General features: G+C 60.1%; 24 protein-coding genes. 14 read left to right on the top strand and 10 right to left on the bottom strand.

Features of this window, described 5'->3' with window-relative positions; translation table 11 throughout:
- Positions 1–27: 27 nt before the first annotated feature.
- Positions 28–405: a hypothetical protein gene (locus E4O97_RS22130; RefSeq protein WP_216092009.1), complete on the bottom strand. Its 378-nt coding sequence runs from the start codon at positions 403–405 to the stop codon at positions 28–30.
- Positions 406–602: 197 nt separating this feature from the next.
- Between E4O97_RS22130 and E4O97_RS22125 the strand changes: the two genes are divergently transcribed.
- From E4O97_RS22125 to def, 3 genes are all read left to right on the top strand, one after another.
- Positions 603–788, top strand: a complete 186-nt coding sequence (locus E4O97_RS22125; protein ID WP_032879770.1) for a CsbD family protein — start codon at positions 603–605, stop codon at positions 786–788.
- A 179-nt stretch (positions 789–967) separates the two neighbouring features.
- Positions 968–1,924, top strand: a complete 957-nt coding sequence (locus E4O97_RS22120) for a YihY/virulence factor BrkB family protein (RefSeq protein ID WP_005790736.1) — start codon at positions 968–970, stop codon at positions 1,922–1,924.
- Positions 1,921–2,460 (top strand): peptide deformylase, encoded by a 540-nt coding sequence (def, locus tag E4O97_RS22115; protein ID WP_005790734.1) that lies wholly within the window; start codon positions 1,921–1,923, stop codon positions 2,458–2,460. The genes E4O97_RS22120 and def overlap by 4 nt, the downstream gene beginning before the upstream one ends.
- Positions 2,461–2,590: 130 nt before the next feature.
- Here def and E4O97_RS22110 read toward each other — a convergent pair whose 3' ends face one another.
- Positions 2,591–3,004 (bottom strand): GNAT family N-acetyltransferase, encoded by a 414-nt coding sequence (locus E4O97_RS22110; RefSeq protein WP_078822149.1) that lies wholly within the window; start codon positions 3,002–3,004, stop codon positions 2,591–2,593.
- Between the two features lie 300 nt (positions 3,005–3,304).
- On the opposite strand from E4O97_RS22110, the gene E4O97_RS22105 reads away from it, so the two are divergent.
- From E4O97_RS22105 to E4O97_RS22085, 5 genes are all read left to right on the top strand, one after another.
- Positions 3,305–4,234 (top strand): fatty acid desaturase, encoded by a 930-nt coding sequence (locus tag E4O97_RS22105; protein WP_078822148.1) that lies wholly within the window; start codon positions 3,305–3,307, stop codon positions 4,232–4,234.
- Between the two features lie 9 nt (positions 4,235–4,243).
- Positions 4,244–5,035, top strand: coding sequence for a PhnD/SsuA/transferrin family substrate-binding protein (locus E4O97_RS22100; RefSeq protein ID WP_103734758.1), 792 nt, complete (start codon positions 4,244–4,246; stop codon positions 5,033–5,035).
- Positions 5,036–5,143: 108 nt separating this feature from the next.
- The gene (locus E4O97_RS22095) at positions 5,144–5,653 is read left to right on the top strand and encodes a sigma-70 family RNA polymerase sigma factor (protein WP_078822146.1); all 510 of its coding nucleotides are present in this window, start codon (positions 5,144–5,146) and stop codon (positions 5,651–5,653) included.
- Positions 5,654–5,715: 62 nt separating this feature from the next.
- Complete coding sequence (locus E4O97_RS22090) at positions 5,716–6,657, top strand: aliphatic sulfonate ABC transporter substrate-binding protein (RefSeq protein WP_248162261.1); 942 nt, start codon at positions 5,716–5,718, stop codon at positions 6,655–6,657.
- Between the two features lie 236 nt (positions 6,658–6,893).
- Positions 6,894–8,213: a PAS domain-containing methyl-accepting chemotaxis protein gene (locus E4O97_RS22085; RefSeq protein WP_248162260.1), complete on the top strand. Its 1,320-nt coding sequence runs from the start codon at positions 6,894–6,896 to the stop codon at positions 8,211–8,213.
- A 146-nt stretch (positions 8,214–8,359) separates the two neighbouring features.
- On the opposite strand, the gene E4O97_RS22080 is transcribed toward E4O97_RS22085, so the two are convergent.
- The 5 genes from E4O97_RS22080 to E4O97_RS22060 all read right to left on the bottom strand — a co-directional run bounded on the left by E4O97_RS22080 (position 8,360) and on the right by E4O97_RS22060 (position 13,120).
- Positions 8,360–8,854, bottom strand: coding sequence for a hypothetical protein (locus E4O97_RS22080; protein ID WP_078822144.1), 495 nt, complete (start codon positions 8,852–8,854; stop codon positions 8,360–8,362).
- 132 nt (positions 8,855–8,986) lie between these two features.
- Positions 8,987–10,396: an MFS transporter gene (locus E4O97_RS22075; RefSeq protein WP_223017839.1), complete on the bottom strand. Its 1,410-nt coding sequence runs from the start codon at positions 10,394–10,396 to the stop codon at positions 8,987–8,989.
- Positions 10,397–10,405: 9 nt separating this feature from the next.
- Entirely contained in the window at positions 10,406–11,143 is a 738-nt protein-coding gene (locus E4O97_RS22070; protein ID WP_032879781.1) for an NAD(P)-dependent oxidoreductase, read from the bottom strand.
- 15 nt (positions 11,144–11,158) lie between these two features.
- Positions 11,159–11,791: a glutathione S-transferase family protein gene (locus E4O97_RS22065; protein ID WP_078822142.1), complete on the bottom strand. Its 633-nt coding sequence runs from the start codon at positions 11,789–11,791 to the stop codon at positions 11,159–11,161.
- 297 nt (positions 11,792–12,088) lie between these two features.
- Positions 12,089–13,120, bottom strand: coding sequence for a LacI family DNA-binding transcriptional regulator (locus E4O97_RS22060; RefSeq protein WP_248128415.1), 1,032 nt, complete (start codon positions 13,118–13,120; stop codon positions 12,089–12,091).
- A gap of 212 nt (positions 13,121–13,332) precedes the next feature.
- Between E4O97_RS22060 and E4O97_RS22055 the strand changes: the two genes are divergently transcribed.
- Positions 13,333–13,866: a gluconokinase gene (locus tag E4O97_RS22055; RefSeq protein ID WP_032879784.1), complete on the top strand. Its 534-nt coding sequence runs from the start codon at positions 13,333–13,335 to the stop codon at positions 13,864–13,866.
- An 84-nt stretch (positions 13,867–13,950) separates the two neighbouring features.
- Entirely contained in the window at positions 13,951–15,303 is a 1,353-nt protein-coding gene (locus E4O97_RS22050) for a GntP family permease (RefSeq protein WP_005790708.1), read from the top strand.
- Between the two features lie 138 nt (positions 15,304–15,441).
- On the opposite strand, the gene alaC is transcribed toward E4O97_RS22050, so the two are convergent.
- Positions 15,442–16,659 (bottom strand): alanine transaminase, encoded by a 1,218-nt coding sequence (gene alaC / locus E4O97_RS22045; RefSeq protein WP_248162259.1) that lies wholly within the window; start codon positions 16,657–16,659, stop codon positions 15,442–15,444.
- Positions 16,660–16,855: 196 nt separating this feature from the next.
- Here alaC and E4O97_RS22040 point away from each other — a divergent pair, with 196 nt between their 5' ends.
- The gene (locus tag E4O97_RS22040; protein WP_216092004.1) at positions 16,856–17,338 is read left to right on the top strand and encodes a GyrI-like domain-containing protein; all 483 of its coding nucleotides are present in this window, start codon (positions 16,856–16,858) and stop codon (positions 17,336–17,338) included.
- 66 nt (positions 17,339–17,404) lie between these two features.
- On the opposite strand, the gene E4O97_RS22035 is transcribed toward E4O97_RS22040, so the two are convergent.
- On the bottom strand, positions 17,405–17,896 hold the full coding sequence (locus E4O97_RS22035; RefSeq protein ID WP_078822139.1) for a GNAT family N-acetyltransferase: 492 nt from the start codon (positions 17,894–17,896) through the stop codon (positions 17,405–17,407).
- Positions 17,897–18,041: 145 nt separating this feature from the next.
- Between E4O97_RS22035 and E4O97_RS22030 the strand changes: the two genes are divergently transcribed.
- Genes E4O97_RS22030 through E4O97_RS22020 form a run of 3 tightly spaced genes read left to right on the top strand, consistent with a single transcriptional unit; the run spans position 18,042 to position 20,080 of the window.
- Positions 18,042–18,461 carry a nuclear transport factor 2 family protein gene (locus tag E4O97_RS22030; protein ID WP_078822138.1) on the top strand — a complete coding sequence of 140 codons (420 nt, stop codon included), beginning with the start codon at positions 18,042–18,044 and terminating at the stop codon, positions 18,459–18,461.
- Positions 18,462–18,503: 42 nt separating this feature from the next.
- Entirely contained in the window at positions 18,504–18,854 is a 351-nt protein-coding gene (locus tag E4O97_RS22025) for a YciI family protein (protein WP_005790698.1), read from the top strand.
- Positions 18,851–20,080 carry an RNA polymerase sigma factor gene (locus E4O97_RS22020; protein ID WP_078822137.1) on the top strand — a complete coding sequence of 410 codons (1,230 nt, stop codon included), beginning with the start codon at positions 18,851–18,853 and terminating at the stop codon, positions 20,078–20,080. Before E4O97_RS22025 ends, E4O97_RS22020 begins: the two co-directional genes overlap by 4 nt.
- A 20-nt stretch (positions 20,081–20,100) precedes the next feature.
- Here E4O97_RS22020 and E4O97_RS22015 read toward each other — a convergent pair whose 3' ends face one another.
- Positions 20,101–20,955, bottom strand: coding sequence for a LysR family transcriptional regulator (locus tag E4O97_RS22015; protein WP_078822136.1), 855 nt, complete (start codon positions 20,953–20,955; stop codon positions 20,101–20,103).
- Between the last annotated feature and the right edge of the window lie 41 nt (positions 20,956–20,996).

The following is a 20,996-nucleotide window of genomic DNA, read 5'->3' as shown; positions in this document are numbered from 1 at the left end:
CACGCTCTCGCCGGTTAGGGGCGATGGTTACAGAGTGAACTGGGCAAAGCTCACGCCGGCACCCGCCGGGCGTACATCCTTGAGGAACGAGTCCTTCTCGGCGCTAAGTTCCAGGGTTATCTCCGGCTTGCGCTTGCCCGCATTGCGTACCACCAACCCTTCCAGCTTTTCGCGCAGAAACACAGTCGGCACCTTCAGGTGCAACAACTGGTCCGTCTCGGCGTTATGCATCAGCAGATGGATCCACTCGTACTGGCCCACGGCAATCCGCGCAACGGGCAGGTCGAACCACCAGATGTTGCGCTTGTGGTCCAGGTCGGTGAAATGGCAGTTGTTGACGCCGAGTACGGCACCGCCCAGTTCCTGGTTTCTGCGGGCGATAGCCTGTGCTTTATTGAGTTTCATAACCTTCCTACGGGATCTGTTATTCAGCGTTGCAGCCTGAATGTGCCGGGCATTCTCGTGGGTTGGCCGCAAAACATAAAGCCAAACCTGCGGCAGGCGATAAAATGCCTCGCGAAAATAATTGAAACTCTGCCGAAGCGCCCTGGGTCAACCTCTACGTAATGACCAAAACCCTCGATTGTTCCAGGAGAAATACCATGAGCAGCACATCGGATAAGGCAAAAGGTTTGGCGAACGAAGCGGTCGGCAACATCAAGCAGGGTGTCGGCAAAGTCACAGACAACGACAAGCTGCGTGCTGAAGGCGTGATCCAAGAGAAAAAAGGTGAAGCGCAGCAAGCAGTCGGGAAAACCAAGGACGCGGTGAAAAAAGCCACCGAATAAGGCGTTCTCCTGGGTTTGCCCAGCAGTATGGCGGCCATCCACGGATGGCCGTTTTTGTGTGAACTGTTGCAACTAAATTTTGGAAATTGTTTCAAAGTCGCCAAATGGGCTACTTTGATGTAGAAAACGGCCCCTGAGTCGCCCACGAACTCAACCTCTTTGCGGCGAAAGGAGACGCTATGATTTTTCCGGTACTCGATGGTCTCAAGCTGCACAAGGTGCTGATACGCACCGTCACGGAATTCGTCGATGACGAGATGCCGACCTACGCCTCGGCACTGGCCTATCAGATGCTGTTCTCGTTGTTCCCCTTCCTGCTATTTCTGATTGCCCTGATCGGTTTCCTGCATCTGCCGGACTTCTTCACCTGGCTGCGCCTGCAGTCGGAGCTGGTGTTGCCGCCCCAGGCGCTGGAGCAGGTCAACCCGGTCATCGACCAGTTGCAACAGTCCAAGGGTGGCTTGCTTTCGGTTGGTATCGTCATCGCGCTGTGGACAGCCTCTGCGGGCGTACGCCTGATGATGAGTGCGATGAACGCGGCCTATGACGTCGTCGAAGGCCGGCCGATCTGGAAGCGCTTCCCCCTGTCGATTTTCTACACCGTCGGCATTGCCGGCATGTTGCTGGCCGCCGCTGCGCTGATGGTGCTTGGCCCGCAGGTCATGGAGTGGCTGGCCGGGCAGATCGGCATGCAGGAGTTCGTCGTCACCCTGTGGACCATCCTGCGCTGGCCATTGATCGTGATCCTGCTGATGTTCGCCGTGGCACTCATGTATTACGTGATGCCGGACGTCGAGCAGAAATTCCGCTTCATTACCCCAGGCTCGGTGTTGGCCGTGGTGGTGTGGATCGTGGCTTCCCTGGGCTTTGGTTATTACGTCAAGACCTTCGCCGACTACAACGCCATGTATGGCAGCATCGGCGCGATCATTGTCCTGCTCCTGTACTTCTATATTTCCGCCGCCGTGTTACTGCTGGGTGCGGAGATGAATGCCGTGATCGAACACATGTCGGCCGAAGGCAAGGACCCAGGTGAAAAGGAGTTTGACGAACCCGGTCACACCGATGAAAAACAGCACGTCTCGGGCCTAGGCCGGGACCACTCCAAGCCCACTCCTGAAGAAGTGCCGCGATGATCCGTGAAATCCTGAAAATGGGCGACGAACGCCTGCTGCGTATCGCCCCACCGGTACCGCCGGAAATGTTCGACAGCCCCGAGTTGTGGCAACTGATCGACGACATGTTCCAGACCATGGAACACGTGGGCGGTGTTGGCCTGGCTGCACCGCAGATTGGTGTCGACCTGCAACTGGTGATCTTTGGTTTCGAGGCCAGCGAGCGCTACCCGGAGGCGCCGCCTGTACCGCAGACCATCCTGATCAACCCGCTTATCACGCCCCTGAGCCCGGTTCTGGAAGAGGGCTTCGAAGGCTGCCTGTCGGTGCCGGGTTTGCGCGGCGCCGTGAACCGTTATCAACAGATCCGCTACGAAGGTTTCGACCCCAAGGGCGAGCCGATTGTGCGTTTTGCCGACGGCTTTCATGCACGGGTGGTGCAGCATGAGTGCGACCATTTGATCGGTCGGCTGTACCCGTCGCGGATCACTGATTTCAGCAAGTTCGGGTTTATCGAAGTGATGTTTCCGGAATTGGATCCGACAGCTGACGAATAAACACCAGGCTTCCCGAGGTCCCAATGTGGGAGGGGGCTTGCTCCCGATAGCGGTGGACCGGTCGACATTTCAGCGACGGACACTCCGCCATCGGGAGCAAGCCCCCTCCCACATTTTTATCCGGCATCATTCAGGTGATTGAGAACCCCATCGCAATCATCGGCTTGTTCCGTTTGTAGCGCACCAACCGCTCGCTGAGGGACTGCGGCAGCAGCGTGTCCTGACTGAACCCCATACGCTGATACAACCCCTCCAGATCCGGATGGCACAGCAGCCACACCGTACCCTCCACTCCGGCTACCGCCTGCTCAATCAAGCGTGCCGCCAACCCCTGGCCGCGATAGGCCGGATCGACAAACACCCCCGTCAGCCACTGCCCACCCACCACCGGGCTCAAGCACAACCCAGCCACGATCTCGCCGTCGCGAGCTACCCACAAAAGGCCGCCCTTGAGGGCCTTCATCGAAGAGTTGTGGCTGCGGTAAAACTTGTTCAACAGTGGCCACAGAGGCTCTGCCAGCGGTTCGATGTGCAGTTCGGGCATGGTCTTTGGGCCAGCGGGGTCAGGGCTGGGGATTATAAGCGCCTTCTGCCGGGCAATAGGTGGTATACCCAGTGCTACATCCCCTTAAGTTGAGCATGCATCATGGCCAAAGGTATGGATTCAAAGAAAGCCGCGAAGAAAAAACCGGCAAAGACCGCCGATGAAAAACGCGCCGACAAAAAAGCCAAGAAAACCGAGACCGGCCTGTTCGGTCACTGAGTTACAAGCTTAGAACCAAAGGATCTGCAAGATTGGCGCGTCTCGCGGCACAGGGTAGGAAACACCTGCTCTGAGCTGCCGATGGCCAACTACCTTGACCTGAGCCACCGCCGGGAAATTCAAGCCCTGGCTGCAAGTTTTACTGCGAAGACCGAATGGCCGACCTGGCTGCTGTTGCTCGGCGTGTATGCCGGCTGGTTCGGTGTGTTGCTTGCCAGCCACTGGCTGGGCCTGTGGTGCAGCACCTTGTTGCTGATCCCGTTGGTGACCCTCTGGCTGTCGCTGCAACACGAGTTGCTACACGGCCATCCCACCCGTTTGCCGTTGGTGAACAAACTGCTCGGTTACGCGCCGTTTGCCGTTTGGTACCCCTATACCCTGTATCGCGACAGCCACCTGTTGCATCATCACGACGAAGACCTGACCCTGCCCGGCATCGACCCGGAAAGCCGCTACCTTAACCAACAGCAGTGGGACGCCAGCTCGCGCTTGCAACGCAGCGTGCATTGGCTGACCAAGACCGTATTCGGTCGCTTGCTGCTGGCGGCACCCCTGGCCATCAGCCGGTTGGTGCACGATCAATGGCAACGCCTGCCAGAGGTTTGGCCGATGTGGCTGGCCCACGGCGCCGTGACCCTGTTGATGCTGGGTTTTATCGCCCATTACAGTGCCTTGCCGGTGTGGCATTACCTGCTGCTGGTGAGCGTGCCGGCCTTGTCGCTGGCGTCGATCCGTTCCTACTATGAACATCGCCCGCATCCGCGGCCGGAACAGCGCACGGTGCTCAACGAAGCGTCCTGGCCCTGGCGCTGGCTGTTCCTCAACAACAACCTGCACCTGGTGCACCACGACCTGCCGAAACTTCCCTGGTTCTTGCTGCCGAGGGTGTATCGCGCCCGCCGCGAGCAGTGGCTGACGCGCAGCGGTGGGTTCCTGGTACAAGGCTACGGCCAGTTGATCGGCCGCCATGGCCTCAAGGCTATCGACAGCCCTCGGCACCCCTTTGCCTGAGAGATGCCCATGAGTGAGCACTATGCCGAGTTGCGCATGTATGTCGCCCCGGAGCCCATCGAGCAAGCCAATCAACAGTGGCTTGCGCGCATCCTTGAGCGCTTGGGCCTGCATCGGCGTAACGCCGACCACCTCGACTTGCCCGGCCTGTGGCTGGCGCCAGAATTGCTCGTCACCCAAACCTGCGGCTACCCGCTGATGACCCAACTGCGTGGCCAGGTTCGCGTCGTCGGTCGCCCCCGCTACGAGCTGCCCCATAGCAGCAATGGCGAACACTGCAGCCTGTTGCTGAGCCGCGTTGACAACCCACGTACTATCCTGGCGCAGTTCTACAACAGCCGCGGGGTGATCAACGGCCACGACTCCAACAGTGGCATGAACCTACTGCGCCACTGCCTGGCACCGTTGCAGCGCGACGGGCGTTTCTTCGCCAGCGTCGCCGTCAGCGGTGCCCACCGTGAGAGCCTGCGCTGGCTGCGTGAAGATCGCGCGGACCTTGCTGCCATCGACAGCGTGACCTACGACTACCTGGCGCGTTTCGTGCCCGAAGAGGTCGCGGGTTTGCGCATGGTTACCCGCAGCGCGCCGAGCCCGACCTTGCCCTATATCGGCCCGCCGGGCTTGAGCGATGTGCAGCTGAAGCAGGTCCGCGAAGCGATGAACCTGGCGTTGCAAGACCTGCCGCAGGTGGTGCAAACCCTTGGTGTGCAAGCCGTGCTCCCCGCTAGCGAAGACGACTATCAGGTGCTGTTGGATTACCAACGGCAAGCCGCCAGCCTTGGCTATACGGATATTCAATAAAGCTATATAAAAATGCATTTTAAATATTATTAAAGAATAAGAGGCCTTGCTAGGATCGCTCTACCGGAACACCGGACATAACGCGCACCCTACCCGACAGGAGCCACTATGTCCGGCGCCGACACCTCTCACCCCGCCTACGTGGGCGCACTGTTCCGCAGCCATTACGCCTGGTTGTGCAGCCGCTTGTATCGTCAACTCGATTCCCGTGCACATGCCGAAGACATCGCCGCCGACACCTTTGTCCAGCTCCTGAGCGCACTCGACGTCGCCCCGATCCGTCAGCCTCGCGCCTTGCTCACCACCATTGCCCAGCGCCTGATGTATCAGCTGTGGCGGCGACGTGACCTGGAGCGCGCCTATCTCGACGCCCTGGATAACGATGAAGCCTTTAGCGTGCCGTCCCCCGAAAACCTGGCCCAGACGTGCGAGGCGCTGCAGGCCGTCGACCAGTGGCTCGACGGCCTGCCGGCCAAGGTCAGGGCGACGTTCCTGTTGTCCCGACTCAATGGCCTGACGTACCCCGCGATCGCCGCCGAGCTGGGCATTTCCCAGCGCTCGGTCAGTGATTACATGGCCCGCGCCCTTAACGGCCGCCTGCGGTTGTGCCTGGAATGAACGCCACGCCTGACTCACTGCACACGGCCAATCCGCTCACGATCACGACCATGAGGCAACCCATGAAAAAACTGAAAAAACTACTAGGGGGTTCGCTGCTGGCGCTCAACGTCCTGGCCCAGCCTGCGCTCGCCGCCGAACCTCCCACCCTGCGCATCGGCTACCAGAAAAGCTCGGTGAGTATGGTGCTCGCCCGTGAGCACAAGCTCTTCGAAGCTGCGCTGCCCGGCACCCAGGTGCAATGGACCGAATTCCTCGGCGGCCCGCCGCTGATCGAGGCACTCAATGCGGGCAGCCTGGATATCGGCAATATCGGTGACATCCCGCCGATCTTTGCCCAGGCGGCCGGCATCGACTTGCAGTACTTTGCCGTCGAGCCCAACGACGGCAAGACCGAAGCCGTGCTGGTGCCCAAGGCCAGCACCGTGCAGAACGTCGCGGAGCTCAAGGGCAAGCGCGTGGCGTTGCTCAAGGGCTCCAGTGCACACAACCTGTTCCTCAAGAGCCTGCTGCGCGCCGGTTTGCAATGGAAGGACGTGAACGTGGTGTACCTGTCGCCTTCTGACGGCCGTGCGGCCTTCGAACAAGGCAAGGTCGATGCCTGGGTGGTCTGGGACCCGTACTACTCGGCCGCCGTAGTCGACGGCTCTGCTCGCGTGCTGGGCGATGGTCAGGGCCTCAACCCGGCCGGCAGCTTCTTTGTGGTCAACGGCCCGTTCGCCCAGCAACATCCCCAGGCCATCGCCACCATTATCCAGACCCTCGGCAAGGCGCAGCGACTATCACTCGACCAACCCGATGAAAGCATCGCATTGATGGCCGGCACCCTTGGCCTGCCACCGGCGGTGGTCAAAAGCTACTTCGAGCACCGCTCGCCCGCGCCGATCCGTCCGTTGCAGACGATCGACGTCGCCAATCAGCAGCGCACGGCGGACCTGTTTTTTGCCAACGGCCTGATCCCTAGAAAGGTCGACGTGCAGCAGATTGTCTTCAAGCCCGAATAAGCCCGTCTCATCGATTGAGCGCATTTCAGAACATGGGGTGCGCGCCGCCAGCGCCCGGTTGGCAATGCTGGCTGATTAGTGGCCTTGCATAGCGCCAACCCCTGTCTATGCTCACCCAGGACCGTTAATGATGCTTGGCCTATAAAGCGTTTTGAATGGTTATTTCCCCGTGAAGGTTTACCAACACAAGAATGGAATGCGCCGTTCAGGCGCCGGGACTCAAGGGTGATCTGACCATGTTCAACCGCCAGCACAAATCCGACCTGCAAGAAATCCAGCGTTTTTCCTGTGCCCTCACCGAAGCCAATGCCAAGCTCGCAGCCATCAGCCGTTCCATGGCGATGATCGAGTTTGATCGCACAGGCGTGATCCTCGAAGCCAACGAAAATTTCTGCAAGAGCATGGGTTACAGCGTCGATGAGATCCGCGGTAAACATCACCGCATTTTCTGCGATGAGGCCTACACCCACACCGACGAATACAGCAAGTTGTGGCGTGACCTGGCGCGGGGCGAGGCGCTCAGTGGCACCTTCATGCGTTTGAACAAGCGCGGTGAAGAGGTATGGCTTGAAGCCAGCTACATGCCGGTGCTGGACAGCGACAACCAGGTACGCAGTGTGATCAAAGTGGCGTCGGATATTTCTGCACGGGTGCACCATGAACACGAAAACCAGAGCCTGATCGACGCCATTGGCCGTTCCATGGCGGTAATCGAGTTCACGCCCCAGGGCCAGATCCTGAATGCCAACGACAATTTCCTGCGTACCGTGCAGTACTCACGGGAGGAAATCATCGGCCAGCACCACAGCATGTTCTGTCATCGCAGTGAAGTGGAGTCGCCGGCCTACAAGGCATTCTGGGCCTCCCTCAATCGCGGCGAATACCACTCCCATCGCTTCGAGCGTAAAAACAAATACGGCAAGACCTTGTTTCTGGAGGCGTCCTACAACCCGATCTTCGATACCAATGGGCGCCTGTACAAAGTGGTGAAATTTGCCAGCGACATCACCGACCAGGTCACCACCCTGCGCACCGCCGCTGATTCGGCCCACGCCACCTCCGTACAAAACGACGCCTGCGCCCGCAAGGGCTCGCAGGTGGTGCAGCAAACGGTACAGATCATCGAGGCCATCTCCAGCGACTTGAACCAGGCTGCCCACAGCATCGATGCGGTCAACAAACAGTCCGACATCATCGGCGCCATCGTGCAGACCATCCGCAGCATTGCCGAACAAACCAATATGCTGGCGCTCAACGCCGCGTTTGAAGCGGCGCGAGCCGGTGAGCATGGACGTGGGTTCGCAGTGGTGGCCGATGAAGTGCGCAGCCTCGCGGCCCGCACCAGCCAGGCGACGGTGGAGATAGTGGATGTGGTGCGCAAGAACCACGACCTGTCATTGAGTGCGGTGACGAGCATGCAGTCGAGCTTGAGCCGCACGGGGCTTGGGGTGGAACTGGCCAACGAAGCGGGGCAGGTGATTCTTGAAATTCAGGAAGGCTCGCGGCATGTGGTGGATGCAATCAGTCAGTTCAATTCGACGCTGCAACTGCAATAGTCGAAAACTCTGCTGATCCCATGTCAAAGGAGATCCAAATGTGGGAGGGGGCTTGCCCCCGATGACGGAGTGTCAGTCACTGCATTGGGTGGCTGACCCAATGCCATCAGGGGCAAGCCCCTTCCCACATTGGTCTACTGTGCAGCTTAGATAGCAGCCAGGGTCTCTTTCACCGTCTGCGCCTGTGGGTCAACCGTCTTTGCTGCTACCTGCTGCTGTTGCTGCTGCTGAAGCCGCTCGGACACTTGCTTGGCAAAGGCGTTTTGCTCTTCCACCGGCAGGGCGTTCAGTTGCTCCAGGGTCAGGCCCCGTTCTTTGAGCAATTGATCGCGAATGCGCTCGGCCGGGGTCTTGGTCATGTAATCGGTGAACTCACTGCGGGCTGAGCCGGCAGCGCTGGATGCCGGCACGTCGCTGGACGCCGTGGCTTGCAGTTGCACACGGGTCTTGGCGAACGCTTCGTCAATGCGATCACTAGCCTTGTCCAGTTCCTTCTGCGCAGATGGCACCGTGATGCTCTGCTGCGCAGCCTGCAGGGCGCCGCTGTACAACGCGCTGGCGGCGGCGTTGGCGGGGTCCATATCGGGTCGCTTGATCTGTTGGACGGTCGACATGGCTTGGGTGTTGTTGTTAACCAGCATGATCGGTCACCTGTGTAAATGTTCGGTTCCACAGCTGGAGCAAATAGTGTGCCGGTTGCGATACCCTCTATTTACTGGGGGTCGTGTGGCCGTTGCGGCAAGCACTCTGCCGCAGGCGGCCAAGCATTGCCGTCAGTGGGCGATATTTTCCAGCGCGAGGTTACGCGTACGCGGCCCGAACCAGCTGATGGTAATCATCACGATCAGCATGCTGCTGGCGATAAACGCCAACACCCCTGGCGTGCCCAGGTGTTCGAGGATAAAGCCGATCAACAGGCTGCTGAACACCGTAGATAGGCGGCTGAACGAATAGCAGAACCCCACGGCCCGTGCGCGGATATTGGTGGGGAACAATTCGCTCTGGTACGAGTGATAACTGAAACTCAGCCAGGCATTGCAGAAGGTGATCATCACCCCGCAGAAAATCAGCCCCAGTGCGCTGGTTTGCAGGGCGAACAGGCTACCGAAAATCACCGCGCCCATGGCGGAACCGACAATCTGCCATTTGTTTTCAAAGCGGTTGGCCACCTTCACAAACAGCAACGGCCCCAGCGGGTAGGCGAGGGTGATGATAAAGGCGTACATCAAGCTGTGGGTCACGCTGACACCCTGGCCCGACAGCAGCGCCGGCAACCAATTGCCGAAGCCGAAAAAACCGATGGCCTGGAACACATGGAACACAATCAGCATCAAGGCGCGGCGACGGTAGGGCGGTTGCCAGATATCGGCAAAACGGCCGCTGCCTTGAACGCTGACGGCTTCGGGTTGCGGCTCATCCAAGGGCTTGCCGTGATCTTTCAGGCAGCGTGTTTCCAGGTTGTCCATGATCGCACCGGCTTCTTCGAAACGGCCCTTCTGTGCCAGCCAACGCGGCGATTCAGGCAGGCGCTTGCGCAATTGCCAGATAAACAGCGCAAACACCGCGCTGCTCAACACCACCCAGCGCCAGCCGGAGATGCCGAACGGCGCCTGGGGCACCAGCCACCACGACATCAAGGCCACGGCGGGCACCGACAGAAACTGAATGAAAAACGCAAAGGCAAACGCCGAACTGCGCATGCGCTTGGGCACCAGTTCCGAGAGGTAGGCATCGATAGTCACCAGTTCGATGCCCAGGCCGATGCCCACCACAAAGCGCATGCAGATGATGCCCAGGGCGGAGGTTTGAATACCCATCAGCACTGTGGCGACGGTGTACCAGATCAATGCAAAGGTGAAGATCGCCCGGCGCCCGTAGCGGTCGGCGATGGGGCTGAGCAGGCTGGCGCCGAGGAACAGGCCGAGGAAGGTTGCCGAGGCGAACGCAGCCTGGTCCGAGAAGCCAAACACGCCCTGGCTGCCGGTATTAAAAATGCCGTCGCTGATCAGGCCGGGGCTGATATAGGCGGTCTGGAACAGGTCATACAGCTCGAAAAAACCACCGATGGACAGCAGCGCCACCAGGCGCCAGATGGTGGCCACGGCGGGCAGGCGATCGATGCGCGCGCTGATATGGGCGGCGCGGAGCGGGTCGATACCGTCGGTGGTGGATTGGGCGGGCATGGTGAAAACTCAGTAAGTGATGGGGATTTCAAATACCTGGAATGCATCATCCAGCGGTTGGTAGCCCAGCACACGTGTGGTTTCGCTCAAATCCAGACGCTTGAAGCGGTTGTTGGAGATGCCGTGGGCGATCAGGTGCTTCACGCCGACGGTTTCCACTGAGCGTTGCAGCAGTTGCACGGCATCCCGCGGGCTGAGCCACGCGCTGAGGTCGCGGGCGTTGTTCAGGTCGTGGGTTTCGGGGAATTCAAAAGCGCCGATGCGCAGGGCGATGGTCGACAGCGGCGTCTTGGCTGCGTAGTAGCCACACAACGCCTCGCCATAGCATTTGCTCACGCCATACATATTGGCGGGCATCACCGGCATACCGGGGGTGATCTGGCGATCCACCGGGTAGCCTTCGATGGTTTGCGCGCTGCTGGCAAATACCAGGCGCTGCACGCCGGCGGCCACGGCAGCTTCGAACAGGTAGGTGGTAGCGAGTATGTTGTTGGGCAGCAATTCGTTGAATGAGGCACTGGCGTGGGGGATACCCGACAGGTGCACGATTACGTCGATGCCTTCGAGCAGGGTCGCCAGGCTGGATTTATCGCTGAGGTCGGCGTGTACGAAACGGTGTCCACCCAGGTCGAAATCCGGCGCGATGCGGTCAGTGAGCGTGAAGCGGTAGCGGTCTTGCGAGGCCTGGAAAAATGTCTTGCCGATTCTGCCGCAGGCGCCGGTGAGTAGTACGTTGAGTCCGTTCACGTGGGGTCCCTGTGCTTAGTTGTGGCCGTCGAGGGCGAAGGTCTTGAAACCGGCGTGCTGGCTGAGCCGCTGATAGTAGGCGGCAATGGCGGGGTAGGGCGGACGCTGCATGGGCGTTGCCTGCCAGCGGTGTACCGAGAGGCCGATCAAGATATCGGCGAGGGTGAATTCCTCCCCGGCCACATAGGCACCGGTCTTGGTCAGTTGCTGTTCGAGAATGCCCATCTTGTCGTTCCATAGCTGCACCGCGGCGGCGATTTGCGCCGCGTCGAGGCCGTCGGGGTTGTTGCGTACCAGCGCGGTGAAGGCGTCGCCCCAGGCGCGGTTGAGTTCGACCGCTTGCCAGTCGATCCATTGCTCGACGCGGGCCCGTGGCGCCGGTTCGACAGGCAGCAGGTCGTGGCGTTGGTACAGGCCGACGAGGTAGCGGCAGATGGTGTTGGACTCCCACAGCACGCCGTGGTCGTCGATCAGCACAGGTATCTGCGCGTTGGGGTTCAGAGCGAGGAACTCGGTGGACTGGGTGGGCTTGAAGCCGATGCCCCAGTCTTCACGCACGTAGTCGATGCCCAGTTCCTGGCAGGTCCACAACACTTTGCGCACGTTGATGGAGGACGTGCGGCCCAAGATTTTCAGTGAATGTCCCATGGTGCTTCCCTGGCGATGGAAAGTGGTCAATCTAGCAGGGGTAAAGTGGGCACGGTTAAAAAATGTGGGAGGGAGCAAGCCCCCTCCCACATTTGGACCGAGTAAGGTCTCAGCAGCGTGGTGTGTGCTGGTCCATGGCCTTGCCGAGCAGCGAGTTAAATGAGGGTGGCAGCTGTACGCAGGTTAGTAGACCGGTGGACACTCAAAGCCGGCGCACCCGAAAGTGCCCTACGCACAGCCGCCATTAACACAGGCAGACTTCTGATCGTTCCCACGCAGAGCGTGGGAACGAGCGGGTCAGGTGCTCTCCCGCACCTGCAACTCAAACCCCATATCCACCACCGGCTTGGCGATCTTGTTGCCCGCCATGATGGTCAACAAATGCTCCGCCGCCCTGCGGCCAATGGCTTCTCGTGGCGTGCTGATGCTGCTCAGGCGCGGCACCATGAATGCCGACGCGGGCAAGTCGTTGAAGCCCAGCACCGCGACACGCTCCGGCACCTTGATGCCGTGACGCATGGCTTCAAGCAGTGCGCCCTGGGCCAGGTCATCGTTGCCGAAGAAGATCGCATCCACATCCGGATGCGCTGCCAGCAATTGCAGGAACAGTTCGCCGCCCAGGCCTACGGAAGAGGGCCGTGGCGTCAATAGTTCCAGCGCTGGGTCGTACATGCCCGCCTGCTGCAAGGCGCGGCGGAAACCTTCACCGCGCAACAACGTGCGCTGATCCAACTGCGCGCCGATGTAGGCCAGGCGCTTGCGCCCCCGGGACAGTAAATGTGCCGCTGCTGTTTCCCCGGCAGCCAGCTGTGAGAAGCCCACGCAGTTCACCCCGGCATTGGGGTCCAGATCCATCATGTACACGCACGGCACATTGCTGGTCTCGACCATTCGTCGCGCGCTTTCGGTGCGGTCGAACCCGGTCAGCAGCAAACCCCGTGGCTGGTAGGCCATGTAGTTGCGCAACAGGTTTTCTTCTTCATCGCGCGAATAATGGGAGTTGCCGATCAGCACTTCAAAGCCCTTGGGCCGCAGTACCTGATGGATGGCTTCCAGTGTTTCGATAAACAACAGGTTGGACAGCGACGGCACCAGCACCACCACCGATTGGCTCTGGGCCGACGCCAGGGCGCGAGCGGCGGGGTTGACCACGTAGCTGAGTTCGGCGGCGGCCTGCTGGACTTTTTCCACCAGTTCGGTGGCCACGGTGCTGATACCGCGCAAGGCGCGGGAGGCGGTGATTGGGCTGACCCCGGCCAGGCGTGCAACTTCATTGAGGGTAGGGCGGCCCGTCGTGCGGGTATTTTTATCGTTCTTGGAGGTCATCAGGCGGCTTGCCAAACAAAAATCGAGGCACTAAGGTAGCGCTGTCTCCAAAGGGCTGCAAATTATTGAACCTAGGGTTGCCTGATCCGGTTCGAATGATTGGAGCAGATGCACGCGTCACTCCATAAAAATGACAAGTCGGCGCGGGAAAAGCCTGTTTTTGCACTAGCCTTATGCTGTGCAAAGGTAGCGCTATCTGCGTCCTGAGGTGTTTCATGAGTCAACCTGTTACCGCCCTGGTCATCATGGGTGTTTCCGGCTGTGGCAAGTCCAGCGTCAGCGAAGCCCTGTGCCGCCTGAACGGCGCCACTGCCATTGAAGGCGACAGCTTTCACCCCGCCGCCAACATCGAAAAGATGAGCGCCGGCCACCCCCTTAACGACGACGATCGCGCCGGCTGGCTCGACATCCTGTGCGATGAACTGCGCCGGTCGCTCACAGCGGGCGAGCATCCTGTGCTCACCTGTTCAGCCCTGAAAAAGAAATACCGCGACCACCTGCGCGAAGCCGCGCCGGGCCTGGGCTTTGTCTTCCTGGAGCTGACCCGCGAAGTGGCCGCCGACCGCGTGTCCCACCGCCCCGGCCATTTCATGCCGGCAAGCCTGATCGACAGCCAGTTCGCCACCCTCGAATCGCCCAAGGGCGAACCGCTGACCCTGGCCCTCAATGCCAGTGAAGACAGCGTCGAGGAGCTGGCCGAGCAGACCAACGCCTGGTGGCTCAAGCACGGCTTTGAACCAACTCATTAATTTTTTGCCGGAAAAGATAGCGCTATCCCCGGCAGGAAATTCAACACCCGCTTTAATAACAACAACAAACAGGAGAGACCCCCCATGTTTGGCATGTCCCACGAGTCTTACCTGCTGCTAGATGCAGTGGTCACTATCATCGGGTTGATCGTTCTGATCACCAAGTTCAAGGTGCACCCGTTCATTGCACTGATCATCGCGGCCGGTTTCCTCGGCCTGACCTCGGGCATGCCCGTGGACAAGATCATCAAGGCGTTCCAGGACGGTTTCGGCGGCGTGCTCGGCTTTGTCGGCATTATCCTCGCGCTGGGCACGATGCTCGGCAAGATGATGGCCGAATCCGGCGGTGCCGATCAGATCGCCCAGACCCTGATCCGCGCCTTCGGCAAAGAGAAGGTCCAGTGGGCCATGATGTTCGCCGCGTTCCTGGTGGGCATCCCGCTGTTCTTTGAAATCGGCTTTGTGCTGCTGATCCCGCTGGTGTTTATCGTGGCACGGCGTACCGGTGTATCGCTGATCAAGATCGGCATCCCGCTGCTCGCCGGCCTGTCGGCGGTACACGGCCTGGTGCCACCGCACCCGGGCCCGCTGCTGGCGATTGGCGTGTTCGGCGCAGATATCGGCAAAACCATTCTGTACGGCCTGATCGTCGCACTGCCAACCGCCATCATCGCCGGCCCGATCTTCGGTACGTTTATCGCCAAGTACATTCCGGGCAACCCGTCCCAGGAACTGGTCGATCAATTGGCCCGCGAGACGGATAACAAGTCGCTGCCAAGCTTTGGCATCACCCTGGTCACCGTGCTCTTGCCGGTGTTCCTGATGCTGCTCAAAACCTTTGCCGACATCGCCTTTGCCGAAGGCAACGTGGTGCGCAACTGGATGGACATGATCGGTCACCCGATCACCGCTTTGCTGCTGGCGTTGCTGCTGTCGCTCTACACCTTTGGCCATCGCCAGGGCATCCATTCCAAGCAGATCCTCAAGCTGCTCGACGCCAGCCTGGCGCCGACCGCTGCGATCATCCTGATCATCGGTGCCGGTGGTGGCTTCAAGCAGATGCTGGTGACCAGCGGCGTGGGTGATGTGATCGGTCATATGGCAGTGAACGCACAGATCAACCCGATCCTGCTGGCGTGGCTGGTGGCGGCGGTGATTCGTATCGCCACCGGTTCAGCGACGGTCGCGACCATTACCGGTGCAGGCATTGTGGTGCCGGTGGTCGGCATGATCCCGGGCGTCAACCGCGAGTTGCTGGTGCTGGCGACGGGCGCGGGTTCGTTGATCTTGTCGCACGTCAACGATGCGGGGTTCTGGCTGGTCAAGCAGTACTTCAACATGACCGTGGCCGAGACGTTCAAGACCTGGACGGCGATGGAGACCATCCTGTCGATCGTGGCGCTGATCTTCATCATGTTGCTGTCGTTGGTGGTGTAAGCCACACCGCACAGTCTGGGGTGAAAACCCAATCAAATGTGGGAGGGGGCTTGCTCCCGATGGCGGTGGATCAGTCACCAGATGTATCGACTGAACCACTGCTATCGGGAGCAAGCCCCCTCCCACATTTTGACCGAGTTAGACGCTGGCTTTGGGTACTAGCCCATCCGCCCTGAACATGCCACGAATCCCGCGCACCGCCTGGCGGATCCGGTCCTGGTTTTCGATCAGCGCAAAGCGTACGTGATCATCGCCATACTCGCCAAAACCAATCCCCGGCGACACACACACCTTCGCCTCCAGCAGCAACTTCTTGGCAAATTCCAGCGAGCCCATGGCAGCATACTGTTCGGGGATTTTTGCCCAGACGTACATCGACGCCTTGGGGTTCTCCACCATCCAGCCCAGCTCATGCAGGCCCTTGACCAGCACGTTGCGGCGCTGGCGGTACTGCTCGGCGATGTCTTTGACGCACTGCTGATCGCCTTCCAGCGCAGCAATCGCCGCGACTTGCAGCGGTGTGAACGTGCCGTAGTCGTGGTAGCTCTTGATCCGCGCCAGGGCGTTGACCAGTTCGGGGTTGCCCACCATGAACCCGATGCGCCAGCCGGCCATGTTGTAGCTCTTGGACAGGGTAAAAAACTCCACCGCGATGTCCTTGGCGCCGGGTACCTGCATGATCGAGGGGGCTTTCCAGTCGTCGTAGACGATATCGGCGTAGGCCAGGTCGTGCACCACCAGCACGTCGTATTGCTTGGCCAGGGCGATCACTCGCTCGAAGAAATCCAGCTCCACGCACTGCGCGGTGGGGTTGGACGGGAAACCGAGGATCATCATCTTCGGCTTGGGGATCGAGCCACGAATCGCCCGTTCCAGCTCGGCGAAAAAGTCCACGCCCGGCACCAGCGGCACCGAACGTACCTGGGCACCGGCAATCACCGCACCGTAGATGTGAATCGGGTAGCTGGGGTTGGGCACCAGCACGGTGTCGCCCTGGTCCAGGGTGGCCAGCATCAGGTGCGCCAGACCCTCTTTGGAACCGATGGTGACGATGGCTTCCGACTCGGGGTCGATATCCACTTCATAACGGTCCTTGTACCAGCGCGAAATCGCCCGGCGCAGGCGCGGAATGCCTTTGGAGGTGGAGTAGCCGTGGGTGTCTTCACGCTGGGCGACGGTGACCATTTTTTCCACAATGTGCGGTGGCGTGGCGCCGTCGGGGTTACCCATGCTCAAGTCGATGATGTCTTCGCCGCGCCGACGCGCAGCCATCTTCAGCTCGGCAGTGATATTGAAAACGTAAGGGGGGAGTCGATCTATGCGCGCAAAGCGGCGCGGCGAACCTTGGTCGGCCATTGTTGCCTCGAGAGTACGTAAGCGCCCGGAACCGTCCGAGCGACGTCGGCCACTGCGGTGGCCTGCGAGGCAGACAATACGGGCGATGATGGCAAGTTGTCCAGATGCGTAGGAAAAATTTCTACATGGAGTGTGGCGCGGATATGCCCCTATACTCGATGCGGGTTTGTTCCCTCATAAGAAGGAGACTGTTCGTATGGATCAGCAGACAAAACAACCGTTGGAGCCACGCATGGAAGCCGGCAAAGCGCTGGTGATCGCCGGTGTGCAAGGTCGGTATTCGAAGGCCACCGTGGGCGATATCCCCAAGTTATGGGAGCTGTTTGACACGTGCATTAAAGACATCAAAACGCGCGTCGGCGGCGTGACGTACGGGGTTTGCTACAACCCCCACCACGGCGAATTCGATTACATGGCGGGGGTTGAAGTCCCGACCAAGGGCAACGTGCCCAGCAACTTCGAGTTCATCGAAATCCCCCCGCTCAACTATGCCGTGTTCCCCCATTACGGGCCGGTGCAGGCACTTGAGCAAACCTACGAACGCATCATGTTCGAATGGCTGCCGCATTCGGGCTACAAGGTGATGGGGGCGGATTTCGAGCGCTATAGCGCAGATTTCGATGGGAGGAAGGGCACGGGGACGGTGGAAATCTGGCTACCGGTTGGCGAGCGGGGCTGACTCCGCATTCGATGTCACGTAAACACGACAGGCGCGCGTGAAAGTCCTGTTTACGTGACATTACCGTTATGAACTGAATATCCAGCGCAACCGGCGCTCATACCCGACCCGTCCCTTGTAGGCCTCGCCGCTGTCCACCCATCCCGCCCCGAGATACAGCCCCATCGCCGCCAGGTTGTGCGCGTCCACTGACAACTCCAGCCCTTTGATCTGCGGCCATGCCGCGAGCGCGATGGCCGGTAGTGCCTGTAAACACGCCTTGCCGAACCCAAGCCCCTGCTGACTGCGATCCACCTGCAACGCATGCAGCGTGGCGCTGTGTTCATCGGCCCAATGGGGCAGGCAGGGGGGGCGCTTGAGCAGCAGGAAGGCCACGGGAATGTCGTCGGCCAACAACGCAAAACCTTTGACGCCAGGGCTCGGGTTGACCAGCAGCGTATTGAGGGCGCAATACATATCGCCGCAAAACGGCAATTGTTCAGGATGAACTTCGATGGCGCCCACTTGCTGTTGTTGCACAGCATTGAGCGCCTCGTAGACAACAAGGCGGGTTTGCATCGGGCTATCCGAACGGCTGCAAAGAAGGGCTCAGTTTATCGGGTTTGACCTATGGGAAATTATTTTTCCGTGGTGTGTCGATTGGCACGAAGGCCATTCGACTAAGAGTGTCCTACGTGATTTTCCACCCCAAGGAGTCATCGCCATGAGCACTGCCATCAACCGCCTGATCGAACAATGGAAACAAGCCGTCGTCAGTCGCGATATCGACAAGATTGTCAGCTTTTACGCCGACGATATCGTCTCGTTCGATGCCGTAACCGCTTTGCAGTTCAAAGGCAGGGCGGCCTACCGCGCGCACTGGGAAGAATGCATGAAGCATTGCCCCGGCCCCGGTATCTTCGAGTTTCATGAACTGCATATCGTCGAAGCGCCAGACAGCGCGTTCGCTCACTGGCTGGCCCACTGCGGCGGTGCCGGGCCCGATGGTGAGGTGAAAGCCTGCTGGATGCGCGTGACCGCCGGGTACCAGCGCATCAATGGCCAATGGAAAGTGGTGCATGAACACTGGTCGGCGCCCTTTGATATGCAAAGCGGCACGGCACTGTTCGATCTGGAACCCTGAGCGCCGCGAACTATAGTCAGTCATCCGAACACGGAGAACGCCATGAAATATCTGTGCCTGATCTACAGCGACGAACAGGTGTTGCATACCTCGCCCGACAGCCCCCACGACTCGGAGTGTCTCGCCTATGCGCAGGCCATCCAGGCCAGCGGGCGGATGCTGGCCGCCGAGCCGCTGGAGCCGGTGGCCACCGCCACCACCGTGCGTATGCGCAATGGCAAGTTGTCGATCACCGACGGGCCGTTTGCCGAAACCAAAGAGCAGCTCGCCGGGTTCTACCTGATCGACGCCAGGGACCTTAACGAAGCGATCCAGGTGGCGGGTGACATTCCGGCGGCCCGAGTCGGCAGTGTGGAAGTACGCCCGGTGCGCGAACTGAACGTGCCGCAATGACGCTCAGTGGTCAGGTCGAAGCCATCTACCGCAGCGAGTCACGGCGTGTGCTTGCCACGCTGATTCGCGTGCTGGGTGATTTCGACCTGGCCGAGGAGGCGTTGCACGAGGCGTTTTTTGTCGCCGTGCAGCGCTGGCCCGAGGACGGCATACCGGATAACCCACGGGCCTGGCTGGTATCGACCGGCCGCTTCAAAGCCATCGACCGCCTGCGCCGCCAGGCGCGGTTTACCCCGTTGCTGCAAGAGCAGGCCGACACGCTGCAGGCAGCTGACTGGAGCGATGACGACGTGGAAGATGACCGCCTGCGCCTGATCTTCACCTGCTGCCATCCGGCGCTGGCCCCTGATGCCCAGGCCGCGCTGACCCTGCGTGAGATCTGCGACCTCAGCACCGAGCAAATCGCCCACGCGTTCCTGGCCACACCTGCCACCATCGCCCAGCGCATCGTGCGCGCCAAGGGCAAGATCCGCGATGCGAAAATTCCTTACCAAGTGCCGTCCCGAGCCGAATTGCCCGAGCGATTGGACAGCGTGTTGCGCGTGATTTACCTGGTGTTCAACGAGGGCTACACGGCCTCCACTGGGGCGGACCTGACGTGCGAAGACTTGACCCTGGAGGCCATTCGCCTGTGCCGTTTGCTGATGCAATTGCTGCCGGAGCCGGAGGTGATGGGCTTGTTGGCGTTGATGCTGTTGCATGAGTCGCGAAGGCCCGCACGCATCTCGGCCAACGGCGAACTGGTGCTGCTGGATGCTCAGGACCGTGGGCTGTGGGATAGATCTCTGATAGCTGAAGGCTGCAACCTGGTGGAGCAGGCGCTGAGCACCCGGCGCTTCGGGCCCTATTGCTTGCAGGCGGCGATTGCGGCGGTGCACGCCGAGGCTGCCTGCGCCGGGGAAACCGATTGGCGACAGATTATCGGGCTCTACGATGTACTGCTCAGAGCGGTACCCTCGCCGGTGATCGAATTGAACCGGGCAGTTGCGGTGGCGATGGAGCAGGGGCCATTGGTGGGGTTGGCGCTGGTGGAGGGCATTTTGCAACGCGGTGACTTGCACGATTACCACTTGGCGCATTCGGCCCGCGGGGAGTTTTGCCGGCAGTTGGGACGGCTTGAAGAGGCCCGTGCAGCGTACGAAAAAGCTCTGTCGCTGACCCAACAAGTCCCGGAAAAGCGCTTCATCATGCGCCGCCTCGCCGAACTCAATCCCCCCAGACAATGACTATCCAAATGTGGGAGGGCTCAGTCGAGCATCTTGCCCAGCAACCAACTCCCAGCAGGCCCCGGTGGGTGTTGGCGTGACCACAACGCATCCACCGCCACCGAGCGCGGCCAACTGCGAACCTTGAGTTCGACCAACTGATTGCCGCCAAAACGTTCCACCAGCCAGCGTGGAATCGGTGCCCAGCCAAAACCCAGTTGCGCCATCTCCATCAACATCAGGTAACTCGGTGCCGACCACACACGCTGAGTGCTGCGGTTTTCATTGGGGTTGATGATGCTCGCCAAGCGCAGTTCCCGGTGTTGCTGCAAGACGTGCGCAAGCACCCTGTCCAGGCCAGCCAATGGGTGTTCAGGCGAAACGAACAGCGCGATTTCCGTGCGTTCTTCCACGCAGGAGAAGGTTAGATCCGGCGGGTAAATCTCTTGTTTCTCGATAAACGCAATCTGTGCCCGGCCGCTTTGTACCAGCGCGATCAGGTCTTCGCATTCGGCGATCAGGCATTCCAGCTCAAGGTCCGGATAGCGTTGCTCGAAGGCTGTGAGGGCGATTTCGAATCGATCCGATTGGTAAGTATCGGACATGGCGATACTCAACTTCGGCTCCAACCCCTGGGATAACTGACTGGCGGCCAACTCCAGGCGACTGCTGGCCTCCAGCACCTGTTCGGCCCGTTGCAGCAGTACCTGCCCCGCCGCAGTCAAGGTGGGTTTGCGGCTGCTGCGATCAAACAGCACAACGTCCAGGTCAATCTCAAGGCTGGCCACCGCCGCGCTGACAGTCGACTGGCTTTTGCCCAGCTTGCGCGCAGCGGCGGAAAACGAGCCTTGGGTAGCGGCCTGGACAAACGCCTGGAGCACTTCGTGGGAGGCCATACTATCGCCTTGCTCGATGGTTATTGGTTATGAAGTATCGA

Source organism: Pseudomonas sp. W15Feb34 (genome assembly GCF_023127765.1).
GTDB classification, from domain to species: Bacteria; Pseudomonadota; Gammaproteobacteria; order Pseudomonadales; family Pseudomonadaceae; genus Aquipseudomonas; species Aquipseudomonas synxantha_A.
The sequence above is the reverse complement of the archived record's forward strand: the minus strand, read 5'-3'. Positions and strand labels throughout refer to the sequence as shown.

Bases quoted from the DNA above. Each gene is read 5' to 3' on its own strand.
- E4O97_RS22110 (WP_078822149.1), bottom strand. From the start codon at position 3,004: ATGCCCGAACTGCACATCGAACCGCTGGCAGAGCCTCTGTGGCCACTG.
- def (WP_005790734.1), top strand. From the start codon at position 1,921: ATGATCCGTGAAATCCTGAAAATGGGCGACGAACGCCTGCTGCGTATC.
- E4O97_RS22085 (WP_248162260.1), top strand. From the start codon at position 6,894: ATGTTCAACCGCCAGCACAAATCCGACCTGCAAGAAATCCAGCGTTTT.
- E4O97_RS22055 (WP_032879784.1), top strand. From the start codon at position 13,333: ATGAGTCAACCTGTTACCGCCCTGGTCATCATGGGTGTTTCCGGCTGT.
- E4O97_RS22120 (WP_005790736.1), top strand. From the start codon at position 968: ATGATTTTTCCGGTACTCGATGGTCTCAAGCTGCACAAGGTGCTGATA.
- E4O97_RS22030 (WP_078822138.1), top strand. From the start codon at position 18,042: ATGAGCACTGCCATCAACCGCCTGATCGAACAATGGAAACAAGCCGTC.
- E4O97_RS22100 (WP_103734758.1), top strand. From the start codon at position 4,244: ATGAGTGAGCACTATGCCGAGTTGCGCATGTATGTCGCCCCGGAGCCC.
- E4O97_RS22035 (WP_078822139.1), bottom strand. From the start codon at position 17,896: ATGCAAACCCGCCTTGTTGTCTACGAGGCGCTCAATGCTGTGCAACAA.
- E4O97_RS22105 (WP_078822148.1), top strand. From the start codon at position 3,305: ATGGCCAACTACCTTGACCTGAGCCACCGCCGGGAAATTCAAGCCCTG.
- E4O97_RS22080 (WP_078822144.1), bottom strand. From the start codon at position 8,854: ATGCTGGTTAACAACAACACCCAAGCCATGTCGACCGTCCAACAGATC.
- E4O97_RS22095 (WP_078822146.1), top strand. From the start codon at position 5,144: ATGTCCGGCGCCGACACCTCTCACCCCGCCTACGTGGGCGCACTGTTC.
- alaC (WP_248162259.1), bottom strand. From the start codon at position 16,659: ATGGCCGACCAAGGTTCGCCGCGCCGCTTTGCGCGCATAGATCGACTC.
- E4O97_RS22125 (WP_032879770.1), top strand. From the start codon at position 603: ATGAGCAGCACATCGGATAAGGCAAAAGGTTTGGCGAACGAAGCGGTC.
- E4O97_RS22020 (WP_078822137.1), top strand. From the start codon at position 18,851: ATGACGCTCAGTGGTCAGGTCGAAGCCATCTACCGCAGCGAGTCACGG.
- E4O97_RS22075 (WP_223017839.1), bottom strand. From the start codon at position 10,396: ATGCCCGCCCAATCCACCACCGACGGTATCGACCCGCTCCGCGCCGCC.
- E4O97_RS22065 (WP_078822142.1), bottom strand. From the start codon at position 11,791: ATGGGACATTCACTGAAAATCTTGGGCCGCACGTCCTCCATCAACGTG.
- E4O97_RS22130 (WP_216092009.1), bottom strand. From the start codon at position 405: ATGAAACTCAATAAAGCACAGGCTATCGCCCGCAGAAACCAGGAACTG.
- E4O97_RS22040 (WP_216092004.1), top strand. From the start codon at position 16,856: ATGGATCAGCAGACAAAACAACCGTTGGAGCCACGCATGGAAGCCGGC.
- E4O97_RS22025 (WP_005790698.1), top strand. From the start codon at position 18,504: ATGAAATATCTGTGCCTGATCTACAGCGACGAACAGGTGTTGCATACC.
- E4O97_RS22090 (WP_248162261.1), top strand. From the start codon at position 5,716: ATGAAAAAACTGAAAAAACTACTAGGGGGTTCGCTGCTGGCGCTCAAC.
- E4O97_RS22015 (WP_078822136.1), bottom strand. From the start codon at position 20,955: ATGGCCTCCCACGAAGTGCTCCAGGCGTTTGTCCAGGCCGCTACCCAA.
- E4O97_RS22050 (WP_005790708.1), top strand. From the start codon at position 13,951: ATGTTTGGCATGTCCCACGAGTCTTACCTGCTGCTAGATGCAGTGGTC.